The sequence below is a fragment of the Inquilinus sp. KBS0705 genome (assembly GCA_005938025.2).
Lineage (GTDB): Bacteria > Bacteroidota > Bacteroidia > Sphingobacteriales > Sphingobacteriaceae > Mucilaginibacter.
On record VCCI02000001.1, the window covers coordinates 1,697,413 to 1,716,056 of the forward strand.

Sequence of the window (18,644 nt, forward strand, 5' to 3'; positions counted from 1 at the left end):
TGGGCTGAATATAAATTATTTAAACGCAGCTTGTACATCCTTTAAAGAAATTCCGAGCGTTTTTACCGCAATTTCGTTCAATTGCGCCTCATCCCCTGTAAAATGGAACACCGTATGGTTGTGGGTAAGCTTTGCACCAGGCTTTAAAAACGCTGCCTGCGATACGCTTTCAAGCTCGTAAAATGGCCCTAATTGGCCACCTGTTGGTAGCACGCCATCGTTATAGGCATTTACCGCATCGCCGGCAAATGCATCGGCATCGGTTTTCCACTCCTGGTTAAGGTAGGTGGCATAAGCGTTCAAATCGTACACAATAATGGTTAATACCTTATCGTCGGCATCGTAACTGCCTGCCATATTTTTGGCGCGGTTAGGCGGCAAACCCAATTTACCGCGCGATTTTCCATCCGCCTTAAACAGTATAACGCCATTGTCATATTTGATACGATTAAACGGTATTTGTCCAAAATAATCTGTTGTGGCTACGCGACCGGTAACATGCTCGTGGTAGGGCACTATAATGTTGGTTTTTGGGGATGGTTTAAACATATCCAAATTCCAAAGGCAGGGTGCACCTGTTGTTTTGTCCCAGGCTTTATCGCCGTTGTTGGTAATGGTGCTGCTGGTGGTAAAGGCCACCGCGCTGATGGTATTACCCAGGTCGGTGTTTAACATTTGGCGTATATCGTGTGTTTGTAATATCTTAACGCTGCGGTCCAGCTTTATTTTTAACAGGGTGTTGGCATAGTTAAGCAGTTCGGTAGTTTTGCTCATGGTTGCCTCTTTATCGGTTGCCGATACCAGCGTCCAGCTTTCGTTATCAATAGCGGCCGGGGTATGCCAGTTATTAAATTCCATTTTGGTACCGGGCTTGAAAAACAACGAAAATTTGCCACCTTCGGGGCCCAGCCACAAGCGGTCTTCGCCCCCGTAGGCATTCATATGTTCGTCTGGTTTGGCATCAAAGGTTTTATAGTTTATCCAGCCAAAGCTTTTGCCATTTGCTCCGTTTGCAGTTGATGTAAATACCTTAGCCTGGTATTTAGGTGATACAATAACCTGCCCCTTGCCATCGTCGGTTTTTAGTACAATTACGCTATCCTTCTTTTTAAGGAAATCGAGATCATAACCAAATGTGCCTTTACCATCTTCCACGGCGGCGGCGATTGTTTTTTTGGCATCTTGTCCGCATGATACCAATAGCATAAGTGCTACCGGTAATAATAGTTGGTGGGCTTTCATTTGATTTAGGGTTTATGGGGTGCTTTTATGTTTTGGGTTAATGGCAATGGTGTTTATCATGGTACCAATATGGTCTATACTCATTTCTACCACATCGCCGGGCTGTAAAGTAAAGCTTGGCGGTGGCACCAGGCAGGTACCCGTCATCAGGAAACATCCCCCCGGAAAATCCATTTCGGCGAATAAATAGCCGGTCAATTCGGTAAACGACCGTTTGATGCGCGATACCGATGTATCATCCTTAAACGCCTCCTCCCCGTTTCGGCTGATGGTCATTTTAATGGCTGATGACGCGTCGATAGATGTTTCGCTCACATACAGGCAGGGGCCTAATGCCGCGCTCTTTTCATATATCTTGGCCTGCGGCAGGTACAAGGCGTTCTCTCCCTCAATACTCCTCGAACTCATATCGTTGCCCACTGTATATCCTTGTATATTGCCATTAGTATTTACGAACAGGGTCAACTCAGGCTCGGGTACATCCCAGGTCGAATCTGTACGGATATACACCTGCTGCAAATGCCCCGATACACGCGATGGGTTGGCTTTAAAAAACAGTTCGGGCCGTTCGGCGTCGTAAACCATATCGTACAAGCTGGCCGCCGTTTCAGATTCTTCCATCCGTGCATCCCGGCTTTTTAGGTAGGTGACACCGGCGGCCCACACCTCCTGCCGGCCAATAGGCGGTAATATATTTTCGGCACTTAGCCAGGCGTCTTTCTCTGCTGCGGTGATAGGGTTTAACCCGGTTAACAACTTTTGCAAATAACTTTCCAGCTTATCGCGATTGATCAGTATATCCCATTGCCTGTCTACCACAAAAAAACTATTCTCATGCTCAAGCAATATGCCTTGTTTAGTTTTGTATAATTTCATACCCGCTGCTTAATTAACTTCCAGTTCGTCCCTTGTTAGTAGTTTAGGGAACGGCCCGTGCGGTCCTTCCTGGTACCAAAACACCACCGATGCCAGGTCGTCCTGTAAAGGCAGGTAACGGCCATCGTGCCGCCAGCCTAAAGCCTGCAAAGTAACCTTCAGGTTCTTTTCAAAACGTATAGGGTCGGTAATATGCCAGCGGTATAGCCCGAAGCGCTGGGCAATGTTATAATGCCCGTCGCCGCGTATTACCTGCGGCAAACCGGTGTACGGGCCGCTAAATTCGGTATACTCCGTACCCTCGCTGCCATCGGGCCGCTTTTTGCGGGTATCAAAGTCATACGATCCGCAAAAGTAATCCTCGGTGCCGGTACCTATTATGGTTGGGAATTTGGTGTCGCCATCCATAAAAAATTTTATCTCGCCCTCGCCCCACCAGCCGTTTTTATTTGAACCATAGGCCAGGTAGGTACCTACATACTGGCCCTTGCCCTGTATACTATCTACCAGTACATAGTCTTTTTTATAAGGCAGCGGGTTTATCCTCCTGAACTGGGCATGGAAATAAGCGGCATCATCCGGTACTTTGGTCAGTGTATAATCTACCTGGTAATAAAGCACCATATCCTCGTCATCAATGTTCTCCATGGTAATGCGGCACTTTTTGCGGAAAGGCATTGGCCAGTAGCAATTGAACGCGCTGCCAGGGTTTACTACTACCGCCAGCGATGTTATGGGCGCGTACTTGCCCCAGCCCATGCAAAAAAAGTCGCCCACTGGTGCCTCTACAGATGGGGTTGTTTCATCGTCCCAATAAAAGCGGATGATGGAGTAGCGCCAGTTGCCGGTTGGGGTCATCCATATATGTTGTATAGCACCCTGCCCGTCAATTTCGGCAACGGTGTAGGTAGTGTGTTTTTTGATGGTTACGCTGGGGCTCACTTTCCAGGTTTGGCCCAAATCGCGCGCAGCCTGCGCGCCGTTTCCGGTTGTGGCCATACCGCCTTTGCCTTTTTCACCCTTAAAATTTTCGGGGCTTATAGACCGGCTCACCGCATCAGACAGGCGGTAAATGTTGCCCATATTAGCATCAAGCCCATTAAATTTTTGCTGCGCCACGGCAGTTACGGCTAAGGCACAAAGCATGCCCGCCAAAAAAATATGCTTTCTCATAATTTAGGTTTAACGACTAAATGTAATAAAATAGAAATGAATAAGCAGACAGATTTACAAGCTTATAGCATCATTATTATAAAAGCAATATGGTTTTGGTATCTTTGCAGCCTTTATATTTTTAGTATGGTGTGGGCAGAAAAGTTTAAGCTTAAAAAGTTATTGGTACGATCGGTTGTTGACGCGGGGTTTAATACCCCCAAAGAGATACAGTTGAAAACGCTGGGCCGCATTACCGGCGGGCAGGATGTTATTGGCATTGGCCCCGAAGGCTGCGGTAAAACCACCACATACGTGATAAGCACCATTAACCGTTTTAACCACAATGCCGAAGGTGTGCCCCGTGTACTTATATTAGCCCCCGACCAGGAAAAGATATTTGAGATAGTGGCCCAGTTTGACAGGCTGAACCAAAATAAATCGTTAACCATAGTTACCCTGCATGCCGGTACAGGTACCGAACAGCAAATGGACGAATTGGCCGATGGTGCCGATATTGTTATTGCCACGCCCGACCGTGCACGAGCCATTTACCTTAAATTGGGTTTAAACCTGAACAAGGTTGAATTGTTGGTTATTGACGATGCCCACCAGATAGTAAAAAAAGGCCTGCAATTACCTGTAGTGGAGTTAGCCAATAGCATTGGCAAAGCCCAGCACCTTGTTTTTAGCGAGGTTTTGCATGATAAGTTAGAAAAGATGATAGCCCCGTTTATGCACTTGCCTACTACAATTGAGGTAGAGGAACTGGCTGACGCGCAATTACCTATGCACCCGCAGATGCTGTACCATGTGCCCAACTTTGGCACTAAGCTTAACCTGCTGAATTTGTTTTTGTATGACGAAGAACTGTTTACCAAAGCTGTAGTTTTTGCCAATACCCGCCAAACTGCCGAAACGGTTTACAAGAGCCTGAGTAACCGCATGGGCGGTGCCGTAGCCATATTAAACCCTACCGACTATGAGTATAACCTGGTAAAGGATATTAGTGAGTTTAAAACGAATGATAAGCTGCGTGTGCTGATAGTGGCAAATGAAAATACCGAAAGCATCGACCTTAACAATATTCCGTTTATTATACATTTGGATGTGCCTGCCGATAAGGCGGTGTATATTGAGCATGTGAGCAACCATGATGCCACTGCGGATGATGAAACCCTTGCCCTAACGTTTATTACCGACCTGGAACTGGACCAGGTAGTGAAGATTGAGCATAACACCGGCCAAAAAATGCAGCGTGCCGAATTACCCGCCGAACTGGTGATAGAAAAGGAACGCAAGCAAAAAGAAGCCGAAAAAGAAGCTGCCAAAAAACCCGCCAAACCCGACCCAAACAAATACGAACCAGGCGCAGCCTTCCACGAAAAGAAACCCGAAAATTCAAAAACGTATAATTTCAGCTCGGGCTATAAGGCAAAGTTGAATAATAAGAAGAAGCATTAAAAATGTAGAGACACGATACTTCGTGTCTTAGAGAAGCGGTCGGAGACGCGAAGTATCGCGCCTCTACAGAGAAAGAACTGTCATCCCGAGCGAGCGCAGCGACGAGGGATCTTGTTAGACAAGACACTTTTTTTAATTGTCATCTCGAGCGGGCGACAGCGACGAGAGATCTTGTTCGATAAGAAGGTCGGCGACTGTGCATGGCGAACAAGATATCTCCTCGTACCTCGTTCGATATGACATGATGTGTTTTCACCGTTGTTCCGCCTTTGTTGGTGTTGTCACCAACAAGCCGCCATGCATTCATACACCAATGTTACCTGTCTTAAATGTTGTTGGTGACAACACCAACAACGGCACTAATGTAGAGACACGATACTTCGTGTCTTAAACAAGGCACAATGGTGCCTACCTATTCCGCCCTTGTTGGTGTTGTCACCAACAAGCCGCCATGCATTCATACACCGATGTTACCTGTACTAAATGTTGTTGGTGACAACACCAACAACGGCGCTAATGTAAAGACACGATACTTCGTGTCTTAAACCAGGCACAATGGCGCCTACCTATTTTAAATGCAGGGTTCCAGACGCGAAGAGAGACGCGAAGTATCCCGCCTCTACAGAACCCCTATTCCGGCATTTCCTTATAAAACTCGATATACATATCCTCTACCTTTTTGCGCGCCCAGGGTGTTTTGCGCAAAAATTTAAGACTGGAGTTGATGCTGGGGTTATCTAAAAAGCAATTGATGCGTATGCGGTAGCCCATTTCGGCCCAGCCCAAATGGGCTACTAAGGCGGTTAATATGGCTTGTAAAGTTTTACCGTGTAGTGGGTCTTTGGGTGCTTGCTCCATTTTACAAATTTACGGGTTTCATTTTTGGTGTAAGCAAATGCATTATAAACCATGCTACCAAATAAGCCGATGCACATACCGAAAAGATGATGTTGTATCCACCGGTCAGGTCGCCGGCCTCTTTATAGCGTTCTAAAATAAAGCCTATCAATATCGGGAAGAATATACCGCCCGTTGCCCCGGCCATACTGCCTATGCCCACTACAGAGCTTACAGCGCGCTTAGGGAACATATCTGATGCGGTGGTGAAGATATTGGCGCTCCAGGCCTGATGTGCCGCTGTAGCCAGGCTAATAAGCCCTACAGCCTGCCAAATATTGGTGGCAAACCTGGCCGCGAATATGGGCAGCACACAAAGCGCAAACATGAGCATGGCCGTTTTGCGCGCCCTGAATATAGGCATGCCCCTTTTGATGAACCAGGACGATAAATAACCGCCGCCTATACTGCCTATTGTGGTGGCGGTGTAAACCAGCACCAATGGCAGACTGGGCTTTTTAAGATCGAGGTTAAAGGTGCTGGAGAAGTATGATGGCAGCCAAAACAGGAAGAAATACCATATAGGGTCGGTTAAAAACTTACCCACCACAAAGGCCCATGTTTGGCGTATACCAAACAATTGCACCCATTTTATTTTTTGCGGGTTAAAACCATCGGTAGCGGGGGCTTCCTCAACATCGCTGTGTATATATTCAAGTTCGGCAGGGCTAATTTTTTTATGCTTTGAGGGCACTTCGTATATCAGCCACCAAAATATCAACCATATAAAACCAATGGCACCGGTAATAATAAAAGCCATTTGCCAGCCATAAACGCCCAATATCCAGGGTACAATTACAGGGGCCAGCACGGCACCTATGTTAGCGCCCGAATTAAATATGCCCGTAGCAAAAGCCCGCTCGCGCTTAGGGAACCACTCGGCCACTGTTTTTATGGCCGCCGGAAAGTTGCCCGCCTCGCCCAGGCCCAGGGCGGCACGCACAAATACAAAACCCATGGTAGACCGTACAACTGCATGCAGCATGGCGGCAACGCTCCATACAATAAGCGATATGGTATAGCCCAGCTTAGTGCCAATTTTATCTATAATACCGCCAAAAAACAACAAGCCAAAAGCGTAAGCTGCCGAAAAAGCCATCACAATGTGGCTATAGTCGTTTTCGTCCCAACTAAACTCTTTCTCGAGCGTAGGCTTTAGCAGGCCAATAACCTGCCTGTCGAGATAGTTGATAGATGTGGCGAAGAACAGTAATATCACTACGCCCCAGCGGTAGTTTTTGGCGTTTATGTTTTTCATTTATTTGCTTATCTGCACCAATTCTAATGCTTTAAGGGTATCCTTATAAAGTTTGTCGTAAAGTTTTTCGTCTAACACGCTGCGGCTAATCAACTTACTGCCCATACCCACCGCGCTTACCCCCGACCGGAACCAGCGGGTGATGTTGTCAGCATCTAATTCAACCCCGCCTGTTGGGATAAATAGCTGCCCCGGGAAAATACCCCTTATAGATGCTACATAGTCAGGCCCTAAAATATTGGCGGGGAACAGTTTAATAAGCTTTGCTTTATAGTGCTGGGCAATGTGTATTTCGGTAGGTGTCATACATCCGGGTATCCAAAGCAATTTGTAGCTGCTGGCTACCATTGCCACCTCGGTATCAACAATAGGCGATACAATAAAATCGGCCCCGGCCGCTACAAACGATTCGGCCTCGAGGCCGGTTTTTATAGTACCTATGCCCAGATAGAGGTCGGGCATTTTGCTTGCAACCGCTTTTTTTAGGATACCAAAATTCCTTAATGCCTCTTTACCCCTGTTGGTATATTCAATTACCCTTACACCTGCGCGGTAAAGCGTACGGATAACATCAAGGCTAACGTCAGCATCTTCGTAAAAAAACAAGGGCAACATGCCCTGTGCTAAAATAGCATCCGAAACAAAATCCTTATTGGTCATACTTTATTGCGTTTTCAATTTGTTCAATAGTGTTATTTGTGGCGTCGCTGGCTATAAACAGCTTTTGGAACGCCGCGCTGGTAGCAAAATCTAATGTTTGCTGGGGCGATAATGCGTTATAAAACCCATAGATAAGGCCGGCCATAAAGCAGTCGCCGGTGCCTACCTTATCGGCTATCTGGTTGGTACAATATTCGTACGAGGTATAAAACTCGCCGTTGGTGTATAAGGCAGCGTAGTACTTTATATCTGCCGCCTCATCAAACCTAAAGGTGTTGGCCACCGCCTTGCATTTAGGGTATTGCTGTATTAACCTTTGTGATGATGACAGGGCCTCTTTCAAATAAATGCTCTTCTGCCCCGACTCGTGTATATCGCCCAAAACATCTATCCCCAACATCTGCTCGGCAGCCCATATATTGCCCATTATCAAATCACAGTACTTAACCAGCGCGGGTATAACATCCTGTGGTTGTTTACCATACTGCCATAATTTAGAGCGGTAATTCAGATCGACCGATACGGTGATACCCCTAGCCGACGCAGCCTGCAATACCTCTAAACAAACATCGGCTACCTGCTGGCTGATTGCCGGGCATATGGCGCTAAAGTGAAACCAGCTTACCCCGTCGAGTACTTTATCCCAATCTATCATACCAGGTTTAAGGTCGGCAAATGCCGAGCCCGCCCTGTCGTATACCAGCGCGTTATGCTTAAGATCTTTGCCTTTGGTAAGGTAGTACAGCCCCATACGATTGCCGTGGTAATATATGGGTTGGGTATTGATGTTCTTTTTATTTAGATAGGTTACTACCTGTTCGGTAAGGCCATTTTGGGGTAATGCTGTAAAGTACCGGGACGGCACATCCCATAGTGCAAGGGCGGTTGCCACATTCAGTTCGGCGCCGCCTACGTAAAAGGGCAAGGAGTTATTGTTAAGCCAGTTACCTTCAGCATCCGGACTGATCCTTAACAATAGTTCGCCAAAGGACAGTACAGCGCCATCTTTATGGTTCGCAGACAATAAATTACTCATTAGCACAAGTCGGGATGTTTAACTTAGGTTTCTGATGGTTGAAAATATGCATTATACACCATAAACCCTAAAAATTTAAATTTTTTCCATGATAATTAGCGTCGGTTAAAATATCCCGGAGGCAACGATGTTAAATTTGGGAGAAGAAAAAATCCGGCTACAAAAATTATCGTCGACAAATAATTGCGCCTTTTTACTTGTTTATATGCCGGATAATGTTATCTTAGTGAACAACACCAAACGAATTAAAACGAAAAAAAACGAAAAATCTCCCGCATGACAGCGAAAAAAGTGCAAAGCTTTAAATATAGATGTGGAATGGAAAAGATCAAATAAAAAAGAGGCTGCCTTTTGGAGCAGCCTCTTTTTATTGAAAACCAAATTCAATTATTTCACAGCTTCTAAATACGCCTGTTGCAGCTCATAATCTGGCGAGGATTGCATTCTTTTGATAGACAGACTTATCTTCTTATCCAGCTTAACCCCTTGCCCTTGCTTAAAGCTATTGTTTAATCCTACTACCTTTACGGCTGTATATGAATCTTCTATCCCACCCGGAAAATCGGTAAAAAGCATATTACCCGTTGCGCCAGCGGTTTGCCTGCCCACAACAATTGTATTTGGCCGGTTGCTTAATTCTGCCGCTACGCTTTCGGCCAGGCTTTGGGTAAATTCGTTTACCAACACTATCAATTTGCCCTTATATAACGGTAGCTTTAGGGTATCAGGCGCAAGTGGTATTTGGTCTACTTTTGCTTTAAACATACCTGGGTAAAACAGCTCACCATCGTAGTTTACCTCGTTAGCAACACGCCTCGCTATAAGTCCCGGTAAAAAGGCCTGTACCGTTGGGAAATACGGGTAATCGCGCATTTCCCATATCATGCTTTTGGCATCTTTTATGTCGTTATACATCTTTACAAGTGACTTATTATCAGTTATTTTACAAAAGCGCACATACCAAACACCATTGCCCATATTTACCCATAGCGGCGGATGGTTTTTACTACGGTGCTGGTATAAATCGCCATAGCTATACAAGCTAATTTGCTGGTTTATAACCATGCCATTGCGCCTTGTGCTTAGGTTGGCTGTGTTACCGGTATCTATTCTAAATAAGCTTTCACCTATGTTACGGTGCAGGCAAGCGGCATTGCTACCCGTTGTAAGCGGGGTAAGATATTTAACACAATCATCAATACTACGGCCATTTATCGCCAGTATCTCGTCGCCGGCCCGTAAATCGTGCTTCTTCATCAATTGCTCGTATTGACTGTTACCTATAATATACTTACCATCAATATAATACACCAAAAATGGCGGGTTTTGCTTGTGTGCCGCATCCCACTCTTTTTGCACAAAAAAGGAATGGCTATCCTTTATTTGTGCAGTAAGTTTCATAAAGGTTTGGCGGTATTCGGCAGCATCCTTATCAGCCATAAATTGTGGGATAAAATCAGTCAATACCTTATTCCAATTGGGTGCAAACTCCTTTTTATGCGGATAAAAATAGTTGATAATGTTCCAGTATCTCACCAGTGCCAGCAGCCTGTGGGCCTCATCCGGGTAAGCTGGGTTTGCAAATGCTTCTTCGTTATGCCATACATAATCCAGCTTATATGGCCCCGATAGATTGCTGATATATTTACTCGAATCTGGTTGATGATAGAGGTACAAATTCATTAATTCCTGCTTCATACCGGCAGGTATGTTGTAACGTTTTATGTCTTTTTCATTAAATACCCTGTAAACCGAATCGCTGTTTAATTGAGTGATTGTATTACTAAGTTTTACTTTAGGTATTGATGAATACCAATTGATTATAAAGCGTTTAAATTCTTCATTTGTCTCTATTTTCTTTATAGTTAATGTCGATTTTACCCATTCTTCGTCCCAATTGGGGTTACCCTTAGCTACCTGCGGATGATAATATTTTAAGAAACCCCACACCTTGGCAAAGGTGGCCAAGTTGTTAATTTGCTGTTTTGTTTGCGCCTGCAATTTGCCTGCAAGAACCATGATGACAATAACAATAAAAGCGATACGTGTTTTCATACCACAAATGTGCTAAGGCATTTACAGTAGGTTATAAACTTTTAGATGAACCCTCCTATCCTCTCGATAAATGCGGGTGATAAAAATTCAACGTGCAAAAACACCCGTTCATCGAAAAAACACATACCTTCAAAGCAGCAACCCTAATTTTGGATATGAATTTTTCGTTCTCATCGCTCAGCTATAAACAAAAAAGCCTGGTTGCAGAAATAGCCTATTTGGTCTTTATGAGTATCCTTAGTCCGTTGGCTGTGGGTTTGCAAATATTCAGTTACTTCTCTTATACCATTGGCCTGGTTGTGCACAACATACTCGACCTACCCGTAATCATCCTTTTTTACCGCGTTTTCCTGCCCTATACAGTAGGCAAAGGCCGTTACTGGCTGTTTGTACTACTATTGCCGGTATATCTCCTTATATACGAGATAATGGGCCGGTTGGCAAGCCTTACAGAAATGGCCATGCCTTTTATTACGCAGGGCTATCGCGATAACCTCGCATCTGCCCACCCTGCCGATTTTACCTCTAATTACTTTAATCAATCAATAGGTTATACCTGCTTAGTCCTATCAACAGCCACATCCATTTATGTGATAAAGCTGCTGTTTAAAAATCAGCATAACCTGAGTACTGTAGAGACCGAGAAGTTACGATTGGAACTGGATCACCTTAAATCGCAGGTGCAGCCGCATTTCTTTTTTAACACACTAAACAATATGTATTCGCTTAGCGTACAAAAATCGCCCAAAACATCCGAGATGATAGCCGACCTAAGCGGCATTATGCGCTATGTTTTATACAATACACAGCAAGACAAAGTACCATTAGAAAAGGAAGTTAACTTTATAAAAAATTATATTCATTTGGAGAATGTACGCCATGATAATGCTGAGGCTATTGAATTTTCTGTACAAGGCAATGTAAGCAATATAAACATCGAACCTTTGTTGTTTTTACCTTTAATTGAGAATGCCTTTAAACACTCACTTCAAAAAAACCTGGTAAATAAATGGGTAAAACTAGTGCTGGTTGTTGATGAAGATGAGTTGATATTTCAAACGACCAACCCGATTGCCGACAGCAAAACTACGCAAGAACATGAAGGCGGCATAGGGCTTAAAAATGTACAAAAGCGGTTACAATTGCTTTACCCCAACAGCCACCAGTTGATTGTGCACGAGGCTAATGACGTATTTACCGTAACTTTAACTTTAGAATTAAACAAACGATGATAAATTGTATTGTTGTTGACGACGAACCGCTGGCAAGGCAATTATTAGAAGGTTACATTAGCCAAACACCGGGGCTTAAATGCATTGCAGTATGCCAAAGCGCTGTAGAGGCCTTTAGCATACTACATGAGCATACAATTGAGCTAATGTTTTTAGATATACAAATGCCGGGCATTACCGGTATTAGTTTTTTACGATCATTAAAAAACGCCCCAAAAGTAATTTTCACCACGGCATATGCCGATTATGCAGTTGATGCATTTGAACTGGAAGCCCTGGATTATCTGCTTAAACCCATCACATTTGAGCGCTTTATTAAAGCTATACAAAAGGTAAACCCAAGGAAAGAAGATATCGCTGAAAGCGTACCAAGCATTGCGGACGATAACAATGGCTACATCTTTTTAAAGGTTGACCGGCGGTTGGTAAAGATAAACCATACCGATATTATTTACATTGAGGGTTATGGCGATTACCTGAAAGTACACACAACCGACCAAACCTACGTTACCTACATGACCTTTGCTAAGCTGGAGCAATTGTTGCCACCATCAAAATTCCTGCGTATCCATAGGTCTACCGTGGTTAATGCCGATCATATCCGCTTTGCTGAAGGGAACTTTTTAAGGGTAAAGGATCAGGATCTGGCAATCGGGCAATCATACAGGGATAAATTATTTAATAAGCTAAACCACGATGGATAATTAGCCAATTACCCTGAATGTTAAATTTATTCTTTCGCTCATTGGCTTTTTTGATTTTGGCACCTGGTGCTCCCAATTGTGCTGCAGATCGCCTTTCATTATCAGCAACGATCCGTTCTCTAATTCTACCGCATATTTAAGTTTATGGTTGTGTTTATGCCTTACTTCAAACCGGCGTATCTGCCCGAAACTTACCGAAGCAATTATAGGATTAACACCTAACTCCGGCTCATCATCGGCATGCCAGGCTACAGAATCGTTACCATTTCGGTAATCATTTAATAATACACTGTTAAATGATATTCCGGCGGCCTGCTCTATTCGCTCTTTCACAAATAGCAGTGCAGGTGTCCAGGGTAAAGGATCGTATTTTTTCCCACTAAAAGCGTAAGTTTTACTGTTGTCGCCGTACCAGGCGGTTAAGCGTGGCGTATTTAGCAATTTGCCATACATCTGAATACTCTCCTGTTTCCATGCTATGGTATTTTTTAATTCTTGCATTAAACCCGCGCTTTCAACGGATGTAAAAAAGCCGGGCCGATAGTCCATTAAGTTTGCAGGCAGGTTTAAACTTTGCCCACCCCCATCAAAAAAACTTAGCTGTTCCATTAGTGTTTAACATAGCGGCAATTAACATTGTTGCATCCTACAACGGCATAATTTGATACATTATATCTTAATAAATATCTTTTTACGGTACATCCAATACAATATTAACCACTGTATTATTAACACCAAGGCGCCTTTTATAAGTGTGCTGTAAGCAATGCCGAATATCTGATCGTAATTTTGACCAAGGTGGATATAAAGCGTTTGCCGAATAAACGAACCAAAACCATCTGCCAGTACATATGCGGCAATTGAGTTGGTACCTATAACAATCAAAAACGAGGCCCATTTTTGATGTTTGCCGGCATCAATAACGCCATAAAATAACGACAGAAACAAAAAGCATATACCACCGCTAAATAATACCCAACCGGGTGTCCATATCCTTTTCACAACAGGTGCAACACCTGTGAAGTGCAGAATGCCACTTAAAACTAATAAGCCAATGCCTATCACTATAAATTGCTTAACTAAAGTATACGGCGCCTTACCCGACCGTAGCATATTACCGGCCAATAAACCGATGATCATGGTACCAAGTGTAGGGATAAAGCTTAAGGTTGAATACCCCCCGCCGTTATTGGTAAAGTAATATTCGCGGGGAAAAAGATTTAGGAACCATTTGTCAAAAGCCCATGCAAAGTTGGTGTTCTTGTTCCAGTGCGCTGCAAAACCAGTGAAATTGTGTTCCCAGTTTGAGGGCACTCCCGCAGCTGCATAATCAAACTGTGCGCCGGGTAAGGGATAAAAAGCAAATGCAGCCCAATAACCAACTAATATTAAAATTAAGGCAACAAGCTGCGTACGCTGTTTGCAAAAGCCCAGTAAAAACAAAAAGGTATACCCTAAACCAATTTGGCTCAGGGTATCTTCAAATGTAAAATAGGTTTGCTTACTCCACATCGACCGCAGAAAAATACCCAATGCGATAAGGATAACTGACCGTATCAGCGCATGCTTAAGTAACTCGCTAAATTTCCCTCCCTTAGCTAATCTGCCTGCTATAGAAAACGGCAACGCCAACCCTACCAAAAAAGAGAAGGAAGGCTGTATCATATCATGTAAAGAACACCCCGCCCATTGCACATGATCCTGATTAAAGTAAAGAAACTTCCAGAAGGAACTATTGGGTAAAGACTCCGACACATGCTGAAAGGATAACACTTCGCCCATCATAAGCAGCATAACAAAGCCACGGTAAGCATCAACAGACGTTAAACGGCCTGTTTTAGTCACAGGCTCAATAATAGGCACATCGTTTAGGTTGGGTGTAGTGCTCATATGGTTTAATTTGGTAAGGTTTAGCAATATCGTAATTATTGTTGCTATTGCGTTTTTTATAATGGCTTTTCAATGATTTATCATCTGTTAAATTAAGTTAAAGCGCTGATTGTAAAACCTTTTTTTTTTAATGTTGTAAAATTAAAATACAGCCATGAAGTCATTACAAAAAGTATATTCTATTGCACTCTGTTGTATACTGTTTGCCTGTACCAATCATCCGGCAGGTAACAATGCATCTTCTTCAAAAACTAAGGTCGATATTGTAAGTAACAACGTGCACATAGCTTATACGGATAGTGGAACAGGTGACACCACGTTACTATTTGTGCATGGATGGATAATTAACAAAGGTTACTGGAGCAATCAGATAGATCATTTCAATAAAAAGTACAGGGTTGTTGCCATAGATCTGCCCGGCTTTGGGCAATCAGGTAAAAACAGAAAGGTTTGGACTACAAAGGCGTATGGGGAAGATATAAAGGCAGTAATTGACCAGCTGCATCTAAAGAATGTAATATTGATAGGGCATTCAATGTCTGGTGATATTGTGCTACAGGGAGCAATTGATGCAGGTAATAATGTGATAGGGCTTGTAGGGGTTGACAACTTTAAAGGGCCCGGTGTACCACAAACAGGCGATACGGTAAAAGCTAAAAAAGAGTACGATGAAGCTGTTACAGCTATGAAAAAGGATTTTGTCGCGTTTGCTACAAGCTACTTTAACCAGGACCTGTTTTACAAAACGACCGCCGACAGCATTCGCAAACGTATTTTAGCCGATGTTAAACGTGCAGACCCAGCTATTGCTATAGCAACTATTACCCAGGATAACTTTGACGAAGCAGCTAAGCTGATTGAAGCAAACAAGAAACTGTATATGATTAACAGCGACTACCAACCTACAGATACCAGTGGATTAGTGAGGAAGAAAATCCCTTACAAGCTATTAACAATACATGCTACTGGGCATTTCCCCATGATTGAAAAGCCAAATGAATTTAACACCGCTCTTGAAAATGTAATTGCCGATTTACGCCAGCGTTGATGTGGTACGCAGATTTTTTTGGACAGTGAAAATAAACGAGGTCCCGGTTCCTATAACTGATTCTACCTTAATGGTACCGCCTAATTTTTCGATAAGCGCCTTAACGGTATAAAGGCCAATACCCGTCCCCTTTTTATTAAACCTATCAATTACATTAAGGGTTACTTCTTTATAAAATATCTTCTCAAGGTTTTTCTCAGCTATGCCCATGCCATTATCAGCAATGGTAAAAATGTAGTGAGTATCATTTTCTTTAAATGCAATATCAATTTCACCGCTTTCTTTATCATTGTATCTTACTGCATTTGTCAATAAATTCATAAATATTTGCTCAATAGCTACAGATGAGCAGATAATTGTATTGTCCTGTACCGGTAAGTTAACTTTAATAGTATATGGTATTTCTAATAAGCCCAGTACATTTTTAAGCACCTGATTAAGCTGTAGGCACTCCTGGTTGGTAAGCAGTAAAGCCGGCTTGGTTGAATAGTCAAGCATTTCATCCACCAAATTCAATAGTTTTTTTGAGGAGTTTATGCTTAACTCTACTAAACGCAGGCTTTTAATATCTTTTACTTCGTTTAAACGCAATTGCAAAGCCTGTTGCGTAAGCAATATACTTGATAGTGGATTTTTAATATCGTGTGCGGCGGTAGTCGCAAATTTTTGAATAAAAGTATTGGCTTCCAGCAGCACTTCATTGGTTAGCTGCAATGCAGTAAGCTTTTTACGGAGCTCCATTTGTGTTAACACTTGCTTAGCTAAAATACGCAGGGATTGCAACTGGCTATCTGTTAATTCTTTTGGCTCATGGTCAATTACACATAATGACCCCAGCGGGTAACCATCGGCAGTAACCAGCGGTACTCCGGCATAAAATATAACGCTCGGGTCATTGGTAACTAATGGATTATTAACAAAACGCTCATCTTTACGGGCGTCATTCACCACCATTACATCATCAGCATTAATAATGGTATGCGAACAAAAAGCATGCTCCCTCGGGGTTTCTGTCACTTTCACTTTATCGCCAATTTTAGCTTTAAACCACTGGCGCGTTTCGTCTACAAGTGTAATAAGAGCAATGGGTGTATGGCAAATTTCGGATGCAAGTAGTGCTAGCTCCTCAAAGTCTTCTTCGGGCTCAGTATCAAGAATATTATAAGACGAAAGCGCTTCTAAACGTTCACTTTCGTTCTCGGGTATCGGATAAGAAAGATTCACCAATAGTAATTAGACTATAAATATAGTGCTTTAGATTGTAATACGGAAACCACATTTTTTAACAGTAACCTAAAATATATAATACTATAGTTAATGTTTAATTTGAAATATTAAGTAAAACCTGTCTATGCATTATTAGCGATGGTGAGCATGTTAAGGCTATTTTCCGACCATACTGGCCTAAATGGTTTAAAAATCGTACCTTTGCAGAATTATTTTCCTGAGCATGTGTTTTTATTAATAGCCTCATACTCAACGATGATAGAAAAAATAAAACACATGAAAAAAATTGTCGACTATAGGAAGCTTTTAGGAGTACAGGAAGCTACAGAACTACAGGAACTAAAAACTACTTACCGCAGCCTGATGAAAACATGGCACCCTGATAAGTTTCAGGATGTTGAAAGCCGTACAGATGCTGAAGAAAAAAGTAAAACCATAATAGAAGCTTACCATTTTTTGGTAAGCATAGCGCCCGAAACTCGCAGCCAGTCTTTTGCCGAATACACCCTTACCACAACCACTGCAGCCATAGCCGATTTTGAATATAAGCAACAGGTTTTACAGGTTAACTTTACAGATGGCAGCGCATACGAATATTTTGATGTGCCAAAAGCTGTGTATATAAAATTAATAAATGCTGATTCGCCGAGCAGGTTTGCACGCAGGCATATTTTTAATAATTATGTATACCGCAGCATGAGTAAGCTGGTAGCCACTGCATAATTCCTATATTAGTACTTAATTGTTATGGTAGATATTTTAAAAAAGCGGGGCAACTTGTTATTGTTTATCGTAGCTATAGTGCTAACCTGTATAGGTGTTTTAAAGCTTATTGACTATGTGGTGTTTATTACCACAAAAAGGGGGGCCATTGCAACCGTAGTTAAAGTTGAGCTTACCCACGCACCAAAGCCTTATAAGGTTTCGCTCGTATATTTAAACCGTTATGTAAACGATAATGTAGTTACCTACATTGACAATATTGGCGATGTGTACGGAAAACGATATCTTGAAGTGCATAATCGCCTGCCTATCTACTACAGAAATTACTTTCCACGTGAAGTTTATTTAAAACATTATAAATACCCAACCTGGGGTTATGCTGCATTTAACATGATTTATATAATTGTAATGGTTATTATAGCTAATTATGCCGCTAAACGCAAGAATCTACCTGTTACTTGGCTTTAAGATGTTTTAGCTATGACAGCTTAATACAACTGAACAATTATTTTTGCTATATAATAATCATTCATGTTTAAGAAGATACTGTTTTTTATATCCCTGTTATTTGTAAACGCTATTGCTTACGCCCAGTACCAATGGACGCTAAAAAGTGATAATGATGGAATTAAGGTTTATAGCAGCCCCGTTCATAATTCGCGTGTAAAAGCCTTAAGGGTAGAATGTAGTTACGAGGCTAATTTAGCACAAATAGTTACCGTATTACTTGATGTTAAAGCTTGTACCGAATGGGTTTACCACACCAAAAGCTGTACATTAATTAAACAGGTATCGCCCTCAGAACTATATTACTATTCAGAAATAAGCTTGCCCTGGCCGGTTCAAAACCGCGATTTTGTAGCTCATTTAACCGTGACACAAGATCCTGAAACTAAAGTGGTAACAATGGATGGCCCAGCAGTCGCAGGATTAATCCCTGCTAAAGATGGCTTGGTACGCATTAGCAACTCAATAGGAAAGTGGACAATAACACCAATAAAAAAAGACGAGATACATGTAGAATATACTTTGCAGGTAGATCCGGGTGGCAATATCCCGGCCTGGCTGGTAAATATATTTTCGTCTGAAGGGCCTGTACAGAGTTTTAAAAGCCTTAAAGAACAATTAAAAAAGCCTGCCTTAAAAAACGCTACGCTACATTTTATAAAAGAGTAATCAG

Annotated in this window: 18 protein-coding genes; 7 read left to right on the plus strand and 11 right to left on the minus strand. The window is 42.6% G+C overall.

The window, feature by feature from the left end:
• Nucleotides 1–15: 15 nt before the first annotated feature.
• The 3 genes from FFF34_007495 to FFF34_007505 are packed head-to-tail and all read right to left on the minus strand — an operon-like array spanning nt 16 to nt 3,291.
• Entirely contained in the window at nt 16–1,242 is a 1,227-nt protein-coding gene (locus FFF34_007495) for a hypothetical protein (GenBank protein TSD67233.1), read from the minus strand.
• A 12-nt stretch (nt 1,243–1,254) separates the two neighbouring features.
• The gene (locus FFF34_007500) at nt 1,255–2,118 is read right to left on the minus strand and encodes a 2-hydroxyhepta-2,4-diene-1,7-dioate isomerase (GenBank protein TSD67234.1); all 864 of its coding nucleotides are present in this window, start codon (nt 2,116–2,118) and stop codon (nt 1,255–1,257) included.
• 9 nt (nt 2,119–2,127) lie between these two features.
• A complete protein-coding gene (locus tag FFF34_007505; protein TSD67235.1) occupies nt 2,128–3,291 on the minus strand; it encodes a DUF2961 domain-containing protein in 1,164 nt (387 codons plus the stop codon).
• Between the two features lie 129 nt (nt 3,292–3,420).
• On the opposite strand from FFF34_007505, the gene FFF34_007510 reads away from it, so the two are divergent.
• A complete protein-coding gene (locus tag FFF34_007510) occupies nt 3,421–4,734 on the plus strand; it encodes a DEAD/DEAH box helicase (GenBank protein TSD67985.1) in 1,314 nt (437 codons plus the stop codon).
• A 630-nt stretch (nt 4,735–5,364) separates the two neighbouring features.
• On the opposite strand, the gene FFF34_007515 is transcribed toward FFF34_007510, so the two are convergent.
• The 5 genes from FFF34_007515 to FFF34_007535 all read right to left on the minus strand — a co-directional run bounded on the left by FFF34_007515 (nt 5,365) and on the right by FFF34_007535 (nt 10,640).
• Nucleotides 5,365–5,592, minus strand: a complete 228-nt coding sequence (locus FFF34_007515; protein TSD67236.1) for a DUF2132 domain-containing protein — start codon at nt 5,590–5,592, stop codon at nt 5,365–5,367.
• Nucleotide 5,593: 1 nt separating this feature from the next.
• The gene (locus tag FFF34_007520; protein ID TSD67237.1) at nt 5,594–6,889 is read right to left on the minus strand and encodes an MFS transporter; all 1,296 of its coding nucleotides are present in this window, start codon (nt 6,887–6,889) and stop codon (nt 5,594–5,596) included.
• Nucleotides 6,890–7,549 (minus strand): bifunctional 4-hydroxy-2-oxoglutarate aldolase/2-dehydro-3-deoxy-phosphogluconate aldolase, encoded by a 660-nt coding sequence (locus FFF34_007525; protein ID TSD67238.1) that lies wholly within the window; start codon nt 7,547–7,549, stop codon nt 6,890–6,892. It lies immediately after the preceding gene.
• Nucleotides 7,539–8,585, minus strand: a complete 1,047-nt coding sequence (locus FFF34_007530; GenBank protein TSD67239.1) for a sugar kinase — start codon at nt 8,583–8,585, stop codon at nt 7,539–7,541. The genes FFF34_007525 and FFF34_007530 overlap by 11 nt, the downstream gene beginning before the upstream one ends.
• 387 nt (nt 8,586–8,972) lie before the next feature.
• Entirely contained in the window at nt 8,973–10,640 is a 1,668-nt protein-coding gene (locus FFF34_007535; GenBank protein ID TSD67240.1) for a hypothetical protein, read from the minus strand.
• A gap of 155 nt (nt 10,641–10,795) precedes the next feature.
• Between FFF34_007535 and FFF34_007540 the strand changes: the two genes are divergently transcribed.
• Entirely contained in the window at nt 10,796–11,872 is a 1,077-nt protein-coding gene (locus FFF34_007540; GenBank protein TSD67241.1) for a hypothetical protein, read from the plus strand.
• On the plus strand, nt 11,869–12,576 hold the full coding sequence (locus tag FFF34_007545) for a response regulator transcription factor (GenBank protein TSD67242.1): 708 nt from the start codon (nt 11,869–11,871) through the stop codon (nt 12,574–12,576). Before FFF34_007540 ends, FFF34_007545 begins: the two co-directional genes overlap by 4 nt.
• On the opposite strand, the gene FFF34_007550 is transcribed toward FFF34_007545, so the two are convergent.
• Nucleotides 12,577–13,185 carry an alpha-ketoglutarate-dependent dioxygenase AlkB gene (locus FFF34_007550; protein ID TSD67243.1) on the minus strand — a complete coding sequence of 203 codons (609 nt, stop codon included), beginning with the start codon at nt 13,183–13,185 and terminating at the stop codon, nt 12,577–12,579.
• Nucleotides 13,186–13,245: 60 nt separating this feature from the next.
• Nucleotides 13,246–14,370 carry a DUF5009 domain-containing protein gene (locus FFF34_007555; protein ID TSD67986.1) on the minus strand — a complete coding sequence of 375 codons (1,125 nt, stop codon included), beginning with the start codon at nt 14,368–14,370 and terminating at the stop codon, nt 13,246–13,248.
• A gap of 250 nt (nt 14,371–14,620) precedes the next feature.
• Here FFF34_007555 and FFF34_007560 point away from each other — a divergent pair, with 250 nt between their 5' ends.
• Nucleotides 14,621–15,514 (plus strand): alpha/beta hydrolase, encoded by an 894-nt coding sequence (locus tag FFF34_007560; GenBank protein TSD67244.1) that lies wholly within the window; start codon nt 14,621–14,623, stop codon nt 15,512–15,514.
• Here the strand turns inward: FFF34_007560 and FFF34_007565 are convergent.
• On the minus strand, nt 15,500–16,741 hold the full coding sequence (locus tag FFF34_007565; GenBank protein ID TSD67245.1) for a GAF domain-containing sensor histidine kinase: 1,242 nt from the start codon (nt 16,739–16,741) through the stop codon (nt 15,500–15,502). The two genes, FFF34_007560 and FFF34_007565, sit on opposite strands and share 15 nt — an antisense overlap.
• Nucleotides 16,742–17,017: 276 nt before the next feature.
• Here FFF34_007565 and FFF34_007570 point away from each other — a divergent pair, with 276 nt between their 5' ends.
• The 3 genes from FFF34_007570 to FFF34_007580 all read left to right on the plus strand — a co-directional run bounded on the left by FFF34_007570 (nt 17,018) and on the right by FFF34_007580 (nt 18,640).
• Complete coding sequence (locus FFF34_007570; protein ID TSD67246.1) at nt 17,018–17,464, plus strand: KTSC domain-containing protein; 447 nt, start codon at nt 17,018–17,020, stop codon at nt 17,462–17,464.
• Nucleotides 17,465–17,488: 24 nt separating this feature from the next.
• On the plus strand, nt 17,489–17,932 hold the full coding sequence (locus FFF34_007575; protein TSD67247.1) for a hypothetical protein: 444 nt from the start codon (nt 17,489–17,491) through the stop codon (nt 17,930–17,932).
• 63 nt (nt 17,933–17,995) lie between these two features.
• The gene (locus FFF34_007580) at nt 17,996–18,640 is read left to right on the plus strand and encodes a lipid-binding protein (GenBank protein ID TSD67248.1); all 645 of its coding nucleotides are present in this window, start codon (nt 17,996–17,998) and stop codon (nt 18,638–18,640) included.
• The last annotated feature ends 4 nt before the right edge of the window (nt 18,641–18,644 follow it).